Raw genomic sequence first — 16,022 nt, forward strand, 5'->3', positions numbered from 1 at the left:
TATCTGTAAATGTTGCATCAAATTCAGTTCCTACTACTGTGTAGTTACATAAACCTGGATCGGTATCTCGTGTGGCGTTTGGTACGCACGTAATTACTGGATCTTCGTTGTCTTCAACGGTAATTACCGTAGTACAAGTTGCCGTTTGACCGTTACCATCATCTACTGTCCAAATTACAGTCGTTACTCCTTTTGGAAGCACTTCGCCAGCCATAGTAGCCGTGCCGTTATAATCGTTGGTAAGTGTGCTACTCGTACAATTATCGGTAAAAGTGGCATCAAATTCAGTTCCTACTACTGTATAACTACATACTCCCGCATCGGTGTCTCTTGTGGCGTTTGGTACGCAGGTAATTACTGGTGCTTCATTATCTTCAATTGTGATAACAGTTTGGCAGAAAACAACCGGATTCGTGCCATCAAACACTGCCCAAACAACTGTTGTGCTTCCTATTGGGAAAACAGCTCCTGCCAATGAAGTAGATCCGTTGTAATTATTTCCTATGGTACCTCCACAATTATCGTTAAATGTAGCGTCAAACTCGGCACCTACCACGGTATAATCACAAACTCCCGGATCGGTATCTCTAGTTTGATTTGGTACACAAGTAATTACTGGTGATTGATTATCAACCACTGTAATATCGGTAGAACAAGTAGCAGTTTGACCGTTACCGTCATTGGCTGTCCAAACCACCGTAGTTGTACCACTCGGGAATATTTCGCCCGCTAGGGTTGCTGTTCCGTTATAATCATTAGTAATGGTTCCGCCAGTACAATTATCTGTAAAAGTGGCGTCAAACTCTGTTCCTACAACAGTATATGTACAAACTCCTGGATCTGTATTTCTTGAGTCGTTTGCAACGCAAGTGATTACAGGAGCTTCGTTGTCTTCAACGGTAACAATAGTTGTACAAGTAGAAACATTTCCATTTACATCTGTTACAGTCAAAGTAACATTGTTTGGACCTATATCAGCGCAAGTGAACATGTTTGGCGAAACAGAGAGTGAAGAAATTCCACAGGCATCTGTTGAGCCACCATCAACATCGGCCCCCGTAATTGTTACATTTCCGGTAGCGTCTAGTTGCGCAATAAAAGGCTGACATACAGCTGTAGGTGAAACATTATCTTCAACTATTACTGTAGAAGTACAAGTTGAACTGTTGCCATTTACATCGGTTACCGTTAGGGTTACCGTATTTGGACCAACATCTGCACATGTAAAATTATTAGGACTCACCGACATACTGGCAATTCCACAATTATCTGTGCTTCCACCATCAATTGTCGCAGGATCTAATATTGCTTGACCATTTACATCCAACTGTATTACAGTAGGTGCAGTTGCAGTCCAAACATAGTTTATTTTGCTAAGATCGGTGTGATCCCTTACATAAGCAGATACCGCAGAATCATAGCCACCTGGATTATTATAGCCAGGAGCTCCAGTATCTAAACTATAATCTTCGGCATTGATTACAAAACCAGTTCCCCAGCTATCAGTCCAACCAGTGTTGGTAATGGTGCTAGGATCGGTAGTATTTGGATCAACAGAGATTGCATAATCTGATGCATTTCCTCCAAAAATTAAAGCAGCTGCTTCTTGAGGGCTATAAACGGAAGGATTAGTATTCCAGGTAGGTCCATCACTAACTCTATAAGATCCTACGAATATAGGCGCAGATCCAAGACATACGGCAGTCGGCGCTTCGTTGTCTTCAACGGTTACATCAAAACTACAAGTTTCGGTATTTCCATCGCTATCAGTTACTTCAAAAGTATTAGTTGTTGTACCAACTGGAAACTGAGATCCAGAAGGAAGCCCTGCCGTTTGGGTAGGCGTTAACGGCCCGTCTTCGGCATCATTGGCGGTTACCGTATAAGTTACTATTGCACCACATTCATTCGCATCATTATCAACAGTAATATCTCCAGGGCAGGAAATAGTGGGTGGTGTATTTGGTTTTACCAAAAACTCAACTTCATTTTCAATAAGATCTAAATATGAATTAAGGTCCATATCTCGCGCCGCAAATCCATGAAATATACTATTGCCTCCATTCCCCAAAACTATTGCTGCTTCATTTGTTGTTGGAGAAGACACAAAACCACCGAGAGCAGTAGCTCCTGCAGCTGGCTCTAAGCGATCACCGTTATCACCACCGCCATAATCGCCAATTGTGGCTAAGCCACTTACAGTATTAGGATTATTAAAAATAGGATGTGCAGCATCCCATACTGAAACCGAAATTGGGGTATTAAATGAAATTGTATTACTTACTTCTACTATCGATTGTACGGCAGGGTCATTATTTAAATTCCAATAAGACATTATTAACTTTCCCCCACTTGCAAGATAATTGGATAGAGCCGTTACTTCATTTGGTGAAAGATTACTTGCTTGTATTTGCAGAATTACAAGATCCCAAGGTTGAGAAGGAAGTAAAACATCCAAATTTCCAGCACCGTTATCTTCAGTAACAGTAAATCCTATACTCGTTAATAAAGGACTGAGTTCAACACCAGATCCAAACTGCATATAATCTAGCACAATCGATCCTGGAGGAACAAGGGCCGATGTAGTACCAATTGAAGAATCTTGACGCATCTGCAAAAGAGATTCTTGAACTGTAGTTTGAAAATTTAAAGGAAGATTGACATTTGTCGGTCTACTCTCAGAGTTAGATATCGTTTGTGCCGTTACGACACCTGCAATACACAAAAGCATCACAGAAAGAACCAAGGTAATTTTTCTCATAGATTTGGGGTTAGTTATAAATATGCGAAGTTATAACATTTTGTTAATATAATTTTAGCTAAAAACTCGTAACAACACCTAACTCGCTATAAAACACAACCAAATAATTAATTTACAAATTTTTAACTCATGCAAAAAAATAAAAATAAATTCAAATAAGACGATTATTGACTAAAATTATAGATTAAAAGCATTCTTACGTGTTAGGTATTGAATGATATTTTACCTATTTTTTAAAGAACTTCGGATGAAAAAAATCAGACTTTTAAAACGAAGTAGGATTAATTCCATATAACGGGAATAATTCCAATTATTTCAAATAGATTTCCCTACATTTGTTGATCGATTAAAAAACATGCAATCACAACTTTTCGCAATTATAGATGTAGAAACTACCGGCGGTGGCATTGCAGGCAATCGCATTACCGAAATATGCATCGCTCTAGTAAAGCAGGGAGCAGTGATAGATAAATACACTACTTTAGTAAATCCCGAGCGCGATATTCCGCAGTACATTACAGCACTAACGGGAATTGACAACGAAATGGTTGCAGATGCGCCACGATTTTTTGAGGTGGCAGAACACATAGAGGAATTTACAAAAAATGCTATTTTCGTTGCGCATAACGTAAGTTTCGATTACAACGTAATTCGCGGCGAATTTAGGCTTATAGGTCAGCATTATAACCGAAAAAAGCTATGCACTGTTCGGCTTTCACGAAAATTAATACCGGGTATGCTTTCCTATAGTTTAGGGAGGCTATGTAACACTATAAATATTCCACATCTTAACCGCCACCGTGCTGAAGGCGATGTAGATGCCACAGTTATTCTCTTCCAAAGGCTACTTTCTTTAGATAAAGATTTCAGCACAATTAATTCATTTTTAAATCCGCGCTCAAAGCAAGCCACCCTACCGCCTCATTTGCCCGCCGAACAAATAGACGAGCTCCCGGAGGAGGCCGGAATTTATCTTTTTAAAAACCAAAAGCACCAAGTGATTTATGCTGGAAAGGCGAAAAATATTAAGAAACGCGTTCTCTCCCACTTTTACGATAAAAAAACCAAAGAGTATCAATTAGGGCAGGAAACACATTTTATTGACTTTGAACGTACGGGCAATGAATTGTTGGCCCTTTTGGTGGAGTCTGAACATATTCGAAACTACTATCCAAAATTTAATCGCGCCCAAAAATGGCCTGCCACAACGTATCAAATAATAAGTTACGAAAATCAACGTGGCATTACGCAGCTTGCATTAGGTAAAACTAAAGCGCATCGCGATTCGGTTAGTACGTTTTACAATCGCGCCGAAGCTACCGAAAAGCTGGAGGAAATATGCGAAACATTTAAACTGTGCCCACGGTTTTGCAGTTTGCAAAGTAGTACCGAAAAATGTTCGCACTACCGCATAAAAAACTGTGAAGGTATTTGTGAAGGCTCCGAAAATGTGGCAGATTACAATTTAAAGGTGCAAGCGGCTATAAAGTCTTTAGACGAAAACCAACCTACTTTCGCTATTCAAGGAAAAGGCAGAAATCAAGACGAAATTTCTTTTGCTTTAGTTACTGAAGGGCAGTATAAAGGATTTGGGTTTTTTAGCAGAAGTGAAGCTATTTGCAATATTGAAGACTACGAACCTTTTTTAAAATTGCAACAAGCTAGTTATCACACGCACGCAATTATTAGAAGTTATCTTAAAAAAAATGGCGATCGCAATGTGGTTTATTTTGAAAAGCCCAAAAAACTTACAAATCACCGCCTAAAGAAATTATCAACGTATAAAGAAACCACAGAAACCGAAAATATTTTCAGCCATTGGAATTTGGGATAAACATTGCTTTCTAGCCTTTCCTTTTGAAAGAGATAGGTAGTTTTTCGTTCTACAAATTAGAATTCATAAAACTATTTTAGGGTAGATTGGCAAATAATATTTCGTCAAAACTTGTAATTACCCTATCTGCTTTACTGTAATCCTGATTTGCGGAGTGCGGACTTTTAAAACCCACGCAATAAATATTGGCGGCTTTTGCAGCGGCTATTCCGTTTGTAGAATCTTCAATAACCATGCAATTCTCTCTACGCTCGTTAGCGAGTTCGGCAGCTTTTATAAAAATTTCTGGATGCGGTTTTGAAGCTTTTAAATCGGCACCGCTAATTTTGGCTTTAAAGTATTTATTCAAGTCGAACCTATCAAAAATTCGGTTTATGTTAGGCATTGAAGCCGAAGATGCCAAAACCAACGTTAGCCCGTTATTGTAATAATCTTTAATTAAATTATGCACCCCGTCTAAAAGTGCTAATTCACTATCATTTTCAAACAAATATTTAAAGTGTTTTCTTTTTAAGACAACTAAGTTTTCTGGAGCATCAGAAAGGTTAAAGTGATTACAAAGTGTTCTGCAAATAGGCAGAGTTGCCTGTCCGGTAAACGAATCGTACAAAGTTTCGGAAACTTCAATATTTACATCTTCAAACATTTTAAAGTATGCTTTTCGGTGCAAGGGTTCGGTATCTACAATTACCCCATCCATATCAAAAAGTACTGCTTTTAGCATTTTTTATAATTTTTGTTGGCAAAGAAAACAAAACTTTTTTAGAGTATCCCTTCAAAAGCAATTTGACTTCTTTTTAAATTGAAATATCATGTTTAAGTTGCGCTAATAACTCAAAAGAATTCAATCGCGCTTTTTGATCGTATATATGGGCAACCGTAATTAGTTCGTCAATATGAGTTTCCGAAATAAAATTGACTAATTTCTCCTGAACCGTTTCTGGGCTTCCCACAAATATATATTGCATCATTTTCAAAATTTGTGCTTCCTCAATCGGACTCCAGCGTCCGTTCATACTTTCCACCGGCGGCGGAAGCGGTGCACGGGTATTTCTGATAATATTTAGCATAAACAGCTTCATACTCGTAGCCAAATATTCGGCTTCCGAATCGGTTGTTGCCACGACAACATTAACGCAGGCCATAGTATACGGCTTATTTAATTGCTTGGAAGCTTCAAAATTGCTGTAGTATAAACCCAGCGCATCGTGTAAATGTGTTGGTGCAAAATGACTGGCAAACGCATAGGGCAAACCCAGCGCTCCAGCCAATTGTGCACTGTATGTACTTGAACCCAAAAGGTAAAGCGGTACTTCCAAACCTTCGCCCGGAATGGCCCGAACCAAACTATTTTTATTGGTTGCTGAAAATAACCTTTGCAATTCCTGCACGTCATTCGGAAAATCGTTTACCGTTTCTGTGCGTTCGCGTCTAAGTGCTCGCGCTGTAATCTGATCTGTACCCGGCGCACGCCCCAAACCCAAATCAATTCTTTCTGGGTAAAGTGTAGCGAGGGTTCCAAATTGTTCTGCAACAATAAGGGGCGCGTGGTTTGGCAACATTACGCCACCAGAACCAACCCGAATGGTTTTAGTGTTTCCGGCTACATACCCAATAAGCACAGGCGTGGCCGAACTCACAAGACTTTCTGCATTGTGGTGTTCCGAAATCCAAAACCGCTTAAACCCTAAATTCTCCGCGTGTTGCGCCAACGCCAAGCTGTTTTCCATAGCTGTTTTATGGCTACTGCCTTCAATTACAGGGACAAGATCTAAAACTGAAAAAGGGATTTTTATAGTATGCTTTTCGTTACTCATATTTTTTAAATTTTGGCTCTTTCATATTGTAGTGGCCAATCTACGTCAACATTTAACTCTTTCGCAGCGTGCAGTGGCAAATAGGGATCTCTCAAACTTTCGCGCCCAAAGAGAATTAGATCTGCCTTCTCTTCCTTTAAAAGTTGCTCGGCCTGTTCTGCATTGGTAATTTGGCCAACGGCTCCTGTTAAAATATTCGCTTCCTTTTTAATTTGTGCAGCGAAACCTGCTTGATATCCCGGTTCGCTCGGAATGTTTGCTTTGGGAACATTTCCACCCGAAGAAACATCAATTAGATCTACCCCTATTTTCTTTAAGGCCATTGCGAGCTTTACAGAATCATCAACATTCCAACCGCCCTCTATCCAATCTGTGGCTGAAATGCGAACGAACAGCGGCTTTTTCTCCGGCCATTCGTTTCTTACAATCTCGGTAACCTCCAGTAAAAGTCTAATTCTGTTTTCAAAACTGCCACCGTATTTATCGGTTCGTTTATTAGCCAAAGGCGAGTAAAACTGATGGAATAGATATCCGTGGGCCGCGTGAATTTCAACTATGTCGTAACCCGCAATTTTAGCACGGATGGTTGCGGCTTTATAATCGTTTTTTATTTTGTCAATTCCGCTTGCGTCCAAAGCTAATGGTGCAGGTTCCGTATCCCTAAAAGGCAAAGCAGAAGCAGAAACCGTTTGCCATCCATTTTTATCAGTAGGCTTAATTTTTTTGGCTCCTTCCTTCGGCAATTCGTGACTGGCTTTTCTGCCAGCGTGTGCTAATTGAATTCCTATCAATGCGTGCTGCGCGTGAACAAAATCGACAATTTCTTTAGGTTTTCTGATTTGCTCATCGTTCCATAAGCCCATATCGCCATAACTAATTCTTCCTTCGGGCGAAACAGCAGTTGCCTCTTGAATTATCAATCCAAAACCGCCAACCGCACGACTGCCCAAGTGCACTAAATGAAAATCGTTTGCATAACCGTCAACGCAGCTATACATACACATAGGCGACACTACCGTTCTATTTTTAAACGTGGTGTCTTTAATTTGTAATGGGGAAAAGAGTAGGCTCATATTTTGTGTTTATTCTCTATTATTATTTGTTTTATATTGAATTGGCATTCTATAAAAACTTTAAAAACCCGAAAGGTTTTCTACGTTTTATATAATCGAAATGTTGTTCGTGAAAATACGCTTCTCTTTCAAAAGAAATATTACGATACGCTTTTAGCCGGTTTTTATATTGAAACCAACGAAATAAGAATTCAATCCCGTACCATACATAAAAAAGCACCAAGAGCAATTCGGCTTGTTGGCGAAGATGAATGCGCTCGTGATTTATAAAAATAGCGTCATTTTTTAATGAATTGTGTTTTAAAATTACGAACGGCCAAAGAGTTATTCCATTAAAATTTTTTCGAAGAAGTTTTGGTTGCACGAGTAATATCACGTTTCTATAAAATAGCAAAAGTTAGTTCGAGATTCAAATAAAGAATCCCGAGCTAACCAATTAGTAGTTTATTGTTTTAGAAACTGTCGCAATACATATTGCAAAATTCCTTCATTTTGGTAATAGGCAACTTCAATTGGAGAATCCAGTCTGGCAACAACTTTAAATTCAATTTTCTTGCCATCCTCAGTTTTCGCAATAACATCAATTTTTTTAGATGGAGTTAAATTATTCTCAATACCCGTTATACTAAAAGATTCGTTACCCGTAAGCCCGTGAAAACTGGCCGATTCACCCTTTAAATATTCCAGTGGCAATACGCCCATCATAATTAAATTGCTTCGGTGAATACGCTCGTAACTTTCTGCCAAAACGGCCTTAACCCCAAGTAAAATTGTTCCTTTGGCGGCCCAATCTCGCGATGATCCACTACCGTATTCTTTACCGGTAAGCACAATTAGCGGGGTTTTATCTGCAATATATTTTTGCGCCGCATCGTACACGGTCATTTCTTCGCCTGTAGGGAGATACTTGGTATAACCGCCTTCGCGTTGGGCCAATTGGTTTTTTATACGCACATTGGCAAAAGTTCCGCGAACCATCACTTCGTCATTTCCGCGACGCGAACCGTAGCTGTTAAAATGTTTCTTTTCCACCCCTCGCGAAATTAAATATTTACCTGCGGCGGAATCTTCGGAAAAAGCTCCTGCCGGCGAAATATGATCTGTAGTAATACTATCGCCTAACATCAACAGGGCGCGGGCGCCTTCAATATTTTTAAGTGGCTTTGGATCGTCAGGGAGATTGTGAAAAAACGGCACTTCCTTTATATAGGTAGAATCGTCTTCCCATTGGTAGAGATTATCTTCCGGCACTTCCAAGTTTTGCCAAATATCGTTTCCTTCAAATATTTCGTCATAATTCTTTTTAAAATCTTTAGGTGTTAACACCTTGCTCATCACTTCGTGAATTTCGTCATCGGTAGGCCAGATGTCTTTTAAATATATTGGCTTGCCGTTTCGGTCGCAGCTTAATGCTTCCGTTGTAAGATCTATGTCTACTCTCCCAGCGATTGCAAAAGCCACAACGAGCATTGGCGACATTAAGAAATTCATTTTAACCTGTGAATGAATTCGCGCTTCAAAATTTCGGTTTCCAGAAAGTACAGAGGTTACAATTAAATCGTTTTCTTCCACTGCTCTAGAGATTGCTGGCGGCAATGGCCCAGAATTTCCAATACACGAAGTACAACCATAGCCTACCAAGTGAAATTGCAGAGCTTCAAAATCTTTTAGCAGATCTGCTTTTTCCAGATAATCTGTAACTACTTTTGATCCAGGCGCCAAAGACGTTTTCACCCAAGGCTTTACATCTATGCCGTGTTCCCTGGCTTTTTTGGCCACCAAGCCAGCCCCTATCATTACAAATGGGTTTGATGTATTTGTACAAGACGTAATAGCCGCAATTGCTACCGCACCATCGGAAAGCATATATTTTTCATTGCCGTGCGAAATCCAAACGGTTTTTAAACCATTTTTAATTTTAGCTTCAATTTCTACATCGGGTTCGGGATCGTGCGGCTGCTCAACCGGCTGGCTTCCACCTTCTGCTTTCCATCGGATAAGAGCTTCTTCTCTCTCTGAAGGCTCTATGTATGTTCTGCCAAAGGAAGCGTGTTCAAGTTCAATAAATTTTTCTTTTAAATCGGTAAGTAAAATTTTATCCTGTGGACGCTTTGGCCCAGCTACACTTGGCATTACAGTTGAAATATCTAGCTCTACTACATCGGTATATTCAATTTTATCTTCATCCTGTCTCCACAGCATATTTGCTTTACAATAATCTTCAACCAACTTTATCTGTTCCTCGCTGCGATTACTGCCGCGCATATACTCCAACGTTTTGTTGTCTATTGGAAAATAAGTAATTGTACAGCCAAACTCTGGCGACATATTACCAATAGTTGCTCTGTCTGGCACCGAAAGATTGTCTAAACCGGGTCCAAAAACTTCAACAAATTTACCCACTACCCCATACTTACGCAGTAAGTTGGCAATGGTAAGCACTAAATCTGTGGCCGTTGATCCCAGCGGGAGTTTTCCAGTGAGCTTTAAACCAATAACTTCTGGGCTAATAAAGTAAATAGGCTGCCCTAAAATGGCGGCTTCGGCTTCAATACCGCCAACGCCCCAAGCCACTACGCCAATTCCGTTTACCATAGGAGTATGACTATCGGTACCCACAAGCGTGTCTGGAAAAACCATGCCGTCGCGCGCAATGGCTCCCTTAGAAAAATACTCGAGATTTACTTGATGGCAAATACCCATTCCCGGTGGTACCACGCTAAAATTATTAAACGATTTCTGTGCCCATTTTAAAAATGTATAGCGCTCTCTATTGCGTTTATACTCCTCTTCCATATTATGTTGGTAGGCGTATTGAGCGGCAAAATAATCTACTTGCACACTGTGGTCTATCACCAAATCTACAGGAATTAGCGGGTTTATTTTGGAAGCATCGCCACCTTTTCGCGCCATTTCGGCTCTAAGCGATGCAATATCTACTACGGCCGGAACACCCGTAAAATCTTGCATTAAAACACGTGCAGGCTTAAAAGCGACGTCTTTTTCGCTTTGTTCAGGGGTCCAATTGAGTATTGTTTCTACGTGTTCTTTAGTAACCGAAAAATCATCAAAATTGCGCAGTGCATTTTCTAGTAAAATTCTTATAGAAAAAGGCATCTTGCTTATGTTATGCCCTTGTTTTTCGAGTTCGGGAAGACTGTAATACGTAAGTTCTTTGTTAGAAGAATTTAACTTCTTTGTGAGATTGTAGATATCGTGTTGCATAATTTAGCTATTAAATTACTAAAATTACGCAATATTTACTGTCTTAAGTAGGTAGTCTATTTGTTTAACAAGGTGTTAACAATTAGCTTATTTGTTGAAATTAATAAATTAAAGCAATTTGTGCAGCACCGCAATTTTTTTTCTAAAACTTTAAAAATAATCTTGCTTAAACTAGTAGTTTTCATTTAGAACGCTCACGAGTATTTTACTGTTTTCCAAACTCATTTTTTTACTGATGCGATAGCGTATGCTTTCCACACTTCGAATACTTCTGTCGAGAAAAAACGCAATTTCCTTATTTTTAAAACCTAATTTTAAATAATAGCACACCAGTGTTTCTGTATTTCCTAGTTGGGGATAATCTTCATTAATTTCATCAAAAAAAGACTCGTTTAATTCCTGTAGCATTTCAAAATGCTTTTCGTCGTCGTTTTTTATAGTAGTTGTTTCGGCATTTATAGTTCGGTATAAATCTCTAATTTCACTTCTCTGCGTGGATTTGTCTTCTTTGGAAGTAATTGCTTTAAGTTTGTTTTTTACATCTTCAATATAACTTTCCAACTCATGGTTTTTTACTTTTAGTTTCTCGTGTTTTGTTTCAAGTTGCGAAAAGTTTTTCTCCTTAAGTAAGAGATGCTTGATGCTCATCTTTAATTTTTTGTATCCAAAAATCAATACAAATAAAAAGAACAAGAGTACAACTCCTAATATTTTAAGCCAATTTTGATGTCTTTCTGTGTTTTCAGACTCTTTGCTCAATGTTTCTTCGGTTTTCAGCAATATGTCGTTTAGTTCTAAACTGGCTTCCATATTATCGCTAAAAATTTTTTCCTGAAATAGTTTAAGGGAATCTAAATAGGCGAGGCTTTTATCATAGGCTCCCTTGGCTTTATATGCCTCTGCGTTAAATGAATAAAATTCACCTTGCGCAATTAGCCCTAAGTAGTCTTGTAAGCGCCTTGCATTAGACAAATAAAAGATAGCAGAATCTGACTGCTTTAGGTCTAAATGCAGTTTGGCCATACATATATTTAATTCGGCCTTATAATTTTTATAATTATATTCTTCAATTGTAGGGTTAGATTTTAGGCTTCGAAATTCATCCAAATATTTGTTGGCATTTTCTAGATCATTTAAATGTATATAGTTAGACGTTAGCATATATATAGCGAACAAATAGTAGTATGCATCGTCTGTTACAGCTTTGTACTCCGCCAGATCTTTAAGGATAAGCTCATTGCACTTTTTATAATCACTGTGCGTAAACGCAACGTAGGCATGCATTTGCTTTATCTGAAGTAGTCCGTTATGATCGTTTGCAAGTGTGTAATACCTTTGGGCGTCATCTAAATATTTATAGGCCGTAGAATCATTTTCAATTACATAAATATCTGAGAACAGTTCTATGCTGGCATCACCAGCAACAGAATAATCTTTTTCTTTTTTGGCATTTCTAATTGCCAGCAGATAACTTTGATACATTAATGCCTCCTCGTTTAGGCGGTAGTAGGCAATTCCCTGCAAATAATAATATTTCCCAACGTTTCCATCTATGTAGTTTTCCAGCGGTGTAGGAATGCTGTCTAAAAACTGAAGTGCTTTTTCGCCATCTACAAGAACATATACATCTGCGGAATCAATATACTTACCGTAATTGTTTTCCTTTTGGGAAAAAACGGGTAAAAATTGAAGGAAGAGGAAAACACAAAACAGGAATTTCATCAAAAAAAATAAGAGATTTGAGTTAAAAAATTGAGTTTGTAATTATACACCTTTTAACTGTAAAGTACAATATTTAGGGTTGCGTAGTAGGTGCGTAGTTGAAATTTTATTGTTGAATTGTAAAAAAATTAAATTCGCTCTATAAATTTTAATTCCACAAAAAATGTTGAAAAACTTTACCTTCTTATTTTGCATCTTGAGCATCGGGTTTATGACGGCCCAAAACAAAGATTTTGAATATAGTCAAAATTACAAATCTAGTGTAAACGACCCCAGCGCAAATTTCTTTGAAATAGTAGCGCAGAAAAGAGCGGAAATAGCCACTTGGGATCTTCGCGTAAAAGCAAACCACAAAGCGATGAAACAATTTGAACGCTGGGTGTACATTTGGCAAGACAAAGTAAACGCAGATGGATCTTTTCCTACAATGGCCAATCGTCCGCTATCTGGCACTGCATATATAAATGCTTTAATGGCAGACCAAAGCCAAAATCGCGGTCCTGGCGATACGTGGGAACAGATAGGGCCTGTGGACAAACCTTTAGAAAATGGATATGTAGGCTATCCTGGAAAGGGAAGAATAAACGTAATTGCTGAAGACCCAACAAATACAGACATAATGTATGCTGGATCTGCTGCCGGAGGTATTTGGAAAACAACTAATGGTGGTTTGTTATGGACGCCAAAATCTGATTTTCTTGCGGGATTGGGAGTTACAGATATACTTGTAGATCCAAACAATACCAATATAATTTATATGGCAACTGGCGATGAAGACGGACAGCATATTTCTTCAATAGGCGTGTTTAAATCTACAGATGCCGGTGAAACGTGGAACCCAACCGGTTTAACATTTAGCTTAGACGAAAATGAATTTATAAACGACTTGGCATTTGCTCCGGGCAGTAGTACCAAAATTTTTGCCTTAACAAATACTGAAATAAAAGTTACTACCAACAGCGGAACTACTTGGACAGATGTACCGGTAACTTATCCCTATGGAACTTTTACAGAAGGATTTCAAAATATAGTTTTTGATCCAAATGATGCTACCAAAGTGGTGGTTTCAGATAGATTTGATGCTATTTATTTTTCTACGGACAGTGGTGCAAACTTTGCGATGCACGCCATTTTTGAAGGAGGAAATAGTCAGAAAAAATTAAAAATAACCAGTTCGCCAAATGATCCCGATTATTTTTACGGTGTAAGTGAAGAAGAAAGAAGCAGTGGGGTTATTACCAAACAAGCTGAATTTAGAAAATATAAATTTAATTTGGCAAACACAGCCGCAGATTTAGTATCATCAACAGACATGACCGGGTTTAATTCGCAAGGCGGTTACAATCAAAATATTGCGGTTTCTCCTGTAAATAAAAATCATATTATCGTTGCCGGTGTAAATGGATTTCGCTCTACCGACGGAGGAGCCACCTTTACTACCCTAATGAATGCTTATGACACACCTCCAGGAGTAGGTTTTTATGTACATGCAGATCATCATCACGTATCATTTGTAGGAAATACTGAAAATGTATTAAATGGGCATGACGGTGGTATTCACAAAGGACCATTTAATGCAACAACCGCTACGCCCTGGGAAGATATCTCTAACACATTAGTAATTACTCAACCATATAATATTGCAGTTACACAAGAAGCCAGCGGCGATAACTTTATGATGGCCAATCAGGATAATGATGGTTTTTCGAAAATACTGCAAGGTGGAAGTAGAAATTGGCTTTCGGCAATTGCAGGTGATGGTACGGCAACAGCTATTGATATTTCAAATTCAGATATTAGATACTTGGGTGGAACAAACGGGCAATTATATCGCGCAGATGCTGGATATGCAGATGGGTACGACCAAGCTACCTATATTCTTGGAAACAATAATGATGCTGCATTTGTTTCACCAATGGCAGTACATCCTACCAATGCCAATATTATTTATGCATGTCACGGCGATATAAAAAAATCTGTAAATAAAGGAGGTACTGGAGACCCAAGCGACTGGACCGCATTAAGTACGGGATTAACCAGAACAAAATTTATTGATGTTACAGCTAATGGTGGATCAATACGAATTTATACCATTAGTGAAACTGGTGTTGCAAAAAGAAGCGATGATGATGGAGCAAGCTGGACAACCGTAACCCCACCAGCAGGACAGGTTTTTAATAGTTTTTCTGCAATACCAAACGCTACAATAGTTTATGCAACGGTAAATGGTTACAATGCAGGAAATAAAGTATATAAATCTACTGATAGTGGCGTTACTTGGACGAATATAAGCGCTGGTCTTCCAAATATAATTATGAAGAAGGTAGTTGCCAACAGAGCCTCCACAGACGAAACTCTTTATTTAGGCACTGAATTAGGCCCTTATTTTAGAAACAATACAGCAAACTGGCAAAAAATGGGTACAGGTTTGCCGAACGTTCGGGTAGAAGATTTAGAAATAAATTATACCGACAATATACTTTATATTGGAACATTCGGACGTGGTATGTGGAAAATGTCTACAATCCAAACAGACTCAACACCACCAGTCCCAGATGTACCCGTGTTACCAGATGTAATTTCGCAGTGCGCTATTAATAGTATCGCCGAATTAACGATTCCAACAGCTACCGATGCAGTGTCAGGAACAATAAACGGAACTACCACAGCAACATTCCCTATTACTGCAAACACGACCATTACTTGGACTTATACCGATACAGCTAATAATTCTTCAACACAAACGCAAGATATTATTATCAATGACACTACAGCACCTGTTCCTGATGTAGTAAATTTACCAGATGCTATTGAACAATGTAGTGTAACGAGCTTGCCAGTGCCAACCGCAACAGATAACTGTGTGGGAAGTGTTACAGGCACTACAACAACTACATTCCCTATTACTGCATCAACTACGGTAGTTTGGACGTATACGGATGGTGCTAACACAAGTACGCAGAACCAAACGGTAACTATTAACGATACCACGGCTCCTGTGCCAGATGTTACAACTTTACCGGACGTTGTAGAACAATGTAGCGTAACCAGTTTACCTGCACCAACAGCAACAGATGCTTGTGCGGGTAGCGTAACGGGTACTACAACAACTACTTTCCCTATTACTGCATCAACTACGGTAGTTTGGACGTATACGGATGGTGCAAACACAAGTACGCAGAACCAAACGGTAACTATTAACGATACCACGGCTCCCGTGCCAGATGTTACTACATTACCGGACGTTGTAGAACAGTGTAGCGTAACCAGTTTACCTGCACCAACAGCAACAGATGCTTGTGCGGGTAGCGTAACGGGTACTACAACAACTACCTTCCCTATTACTGCATCAACTACGGTAGTTTGGACGTATACGGATGGTGCAAACACAAGTACGCAGAACCAAACGGTAACTATTAACGACACCACGGCTCCCGTGCCAGATGTTACTACATTACCGGACGTTGTAGAACAGTGTAGCGTAACCAGTTTACCTGCACCAACAGCAACAGATGCTTGTGCGGGTAGCGTAACAGGTACTACAACAACTACTTTCCCTATTACTGCTTCAACTACAGTAGTTTGGACGT

At 39.1% G+C, this 16,022-nt stretch carries 9 protein-coding genes; 2 read left to right on the plus strand and 7 right to left on the minus strand.

Translation table 11 applies throughout. The features are described from left to right. Positions 1 to 2,761 (minus strand): HYR domain-containing protein (locus VZD24_RS14775; RefSeq protein WP_342688060.1); only part of this gene is annotated, 2,761 nt, incomplete at its 3' end. A gap of 355 nt (positions 2,762 to 3,116) precedes the next feature. Between VZD24_RS14775 and VZD24_RS14780 the strand changes: the two genes are divergently transcribed. Beyond that, positions 3,117 to 4,595 carry an exonuclease domain-containing protein gene (locus VZD24_RS14780; RefSeq protein WP_342688059.1) on the plus strand — a complete coding sequence of 493 codons (1,479 nt, stop codon included), beginning with the start codon at positions 3,117 to 3,119 and terminating at the stop codon, positions 4,593 to 4,595. A gap of 76 nt (positions 4,596 to 4,671) precedes the next feature. Here the strand turns inward: VZD24_RS14780 and VZD24_RS14785 are convergent, their stop codons facing one another. The 6 genes from VZD24_RS14785 to VZD24_RS14810 form a co-directional block, all read right to left on the minus strand. Continuing rightward, positions 4,672 to 5,319, minus strand: a complete 648-nt coding sequence (locus VZD24_RS14785) for an HAD family hydrolase (RefSeq protein ID WP_342688058.1) — start codon at positions 5,317 to 5,319, stop codon at positions 4,672 to 4,674. A gap of 73 nt (positions 5,320 to 5,392) precedes the next feature. Continuing rightward, positions 5,393 to 6,412, minus strand: a complete 1,020-nt coding sequence (locus tag VZD24_RS14790) for an LLM class flavin-dependent oxidoreductase (RefSeq protein WP_342688057.1) — start codon at positions 6,410 to 6,412, stop codon at positions 5,393 to 5,395. Positions 6,413 to 6,417: 5 nt separating this feature from the next. Next, complete coding sequence (locus tag VZD24_RS14795; RefSeq protein ID WP_342688055.1) at positions 6,418 to 7,485, minus strand: NADH:flavin oxidoreductase/NADH oxidase; 1,068 nt, start codon at positions 7,483 to 7,485, stop codon at positions 6,418 to 6,420. Positions 7,486 to 7,534: 49 nt separating this feature from the next. Then, positions 7,535 to 7,849 (minus strand): hypothetical protein, encoded by a 315-nt coding sequence (locus tag VZD24_RS14800; RefSeq protein ID WP_373693835.1) that lies wholly within the window; start codon positions 7,847 to 7,849, stop codon positions 7,535 to 7,537. An 80-nt stretch (positions 7,850 to 7,929) separates the two neighbouring features. Then, complete coding sequence (locus VZD24_RS14805) at positions 7,930 to 10,710, minus strand: aconitate hydratase (RefSeq protein WP_342688054.1); 2,781 nt, start codon at positions 10,708 to 10,710, stop codon at positions 7,930 to 7,932. A 171-nt stretch (positions 10,711 to 10,881) separates the two neighbouring features. Further along, entirely contained in the window at positions 10,882 to 12,432 is a 1,551-nt protein-coding gene (locus VZD24_RS14810) for a helix-turn-helix transcriptional regulator (protein ID WP_342688053.1), read from the minus strand. A gap of 163 nt (positions 12,433 to 12,595) precedes the next feature. On the opposite strand from VZD24_RS14810, the gene VZD24_RS14815 reads away from it, so the two are divergent. After that, positions 12,596 to 16,022, plus strand: a 3,427-nt coding sequence (locus tag VZD24_RS14815) for a beta propeller repeat protein (protein ID WP_342688052.1), incomplete at its 3' end; no start/stop codon positions are given.

Origin of the sequence: Aequorivita flava (assembly GCF_038742595.1) — a bacterium.
Taxonomy (GTDB): Bacteria; Bacteroidota; Bacteroidia; order Flavobacteriales; family Flavobacteriaceae; genus Aequorivita; species Aequorivita marisscotiae.

Coding starts and splice junctions, on each gene's coding strand:
- VZD24_RS14795 (WP_342688055.1), bottom strand. CDS start 7,485: ATGAGCCTACTCTTTTCCCCATTACAAATTAAAGACACCACGTTTAAA.
- VZD24_RS14780 (WP_342688059.1), top strand. CDS start 3,117: ATGCAATCACAACTTTTCGCAATTATAGATGTAGAAACTACCGGCGGT.
- VZD24_RS14790 (WP_342688057.1), bottom strand. CDS start 6,412: ATGAGTAACGAAAAGCATACTATAAAAATCCCTTTTTCAGTTTTAGAT.
- VZD24_RS14810 (WP_342688053.1), bottom strand. CDS start 12,432: ATGAAATTCCTGTTTTGTGTTTTCCTCTTCCTTCAATTTTTACCCGTT.
- VZD24_RS14785 (WP_342688058.1), bottom strand. CDS start 5,319: ATGCTAAAAGCAGTACTTTTTGATATGGATGGGGTAATTGTAGATACC.
- VZD24_RS14805 (WP_342688054.1), bottom strand. CDS start 10,710: ATGCAACACGATATCTACAATCTCACAAAGAAGTTAAATTCTTCTAAC.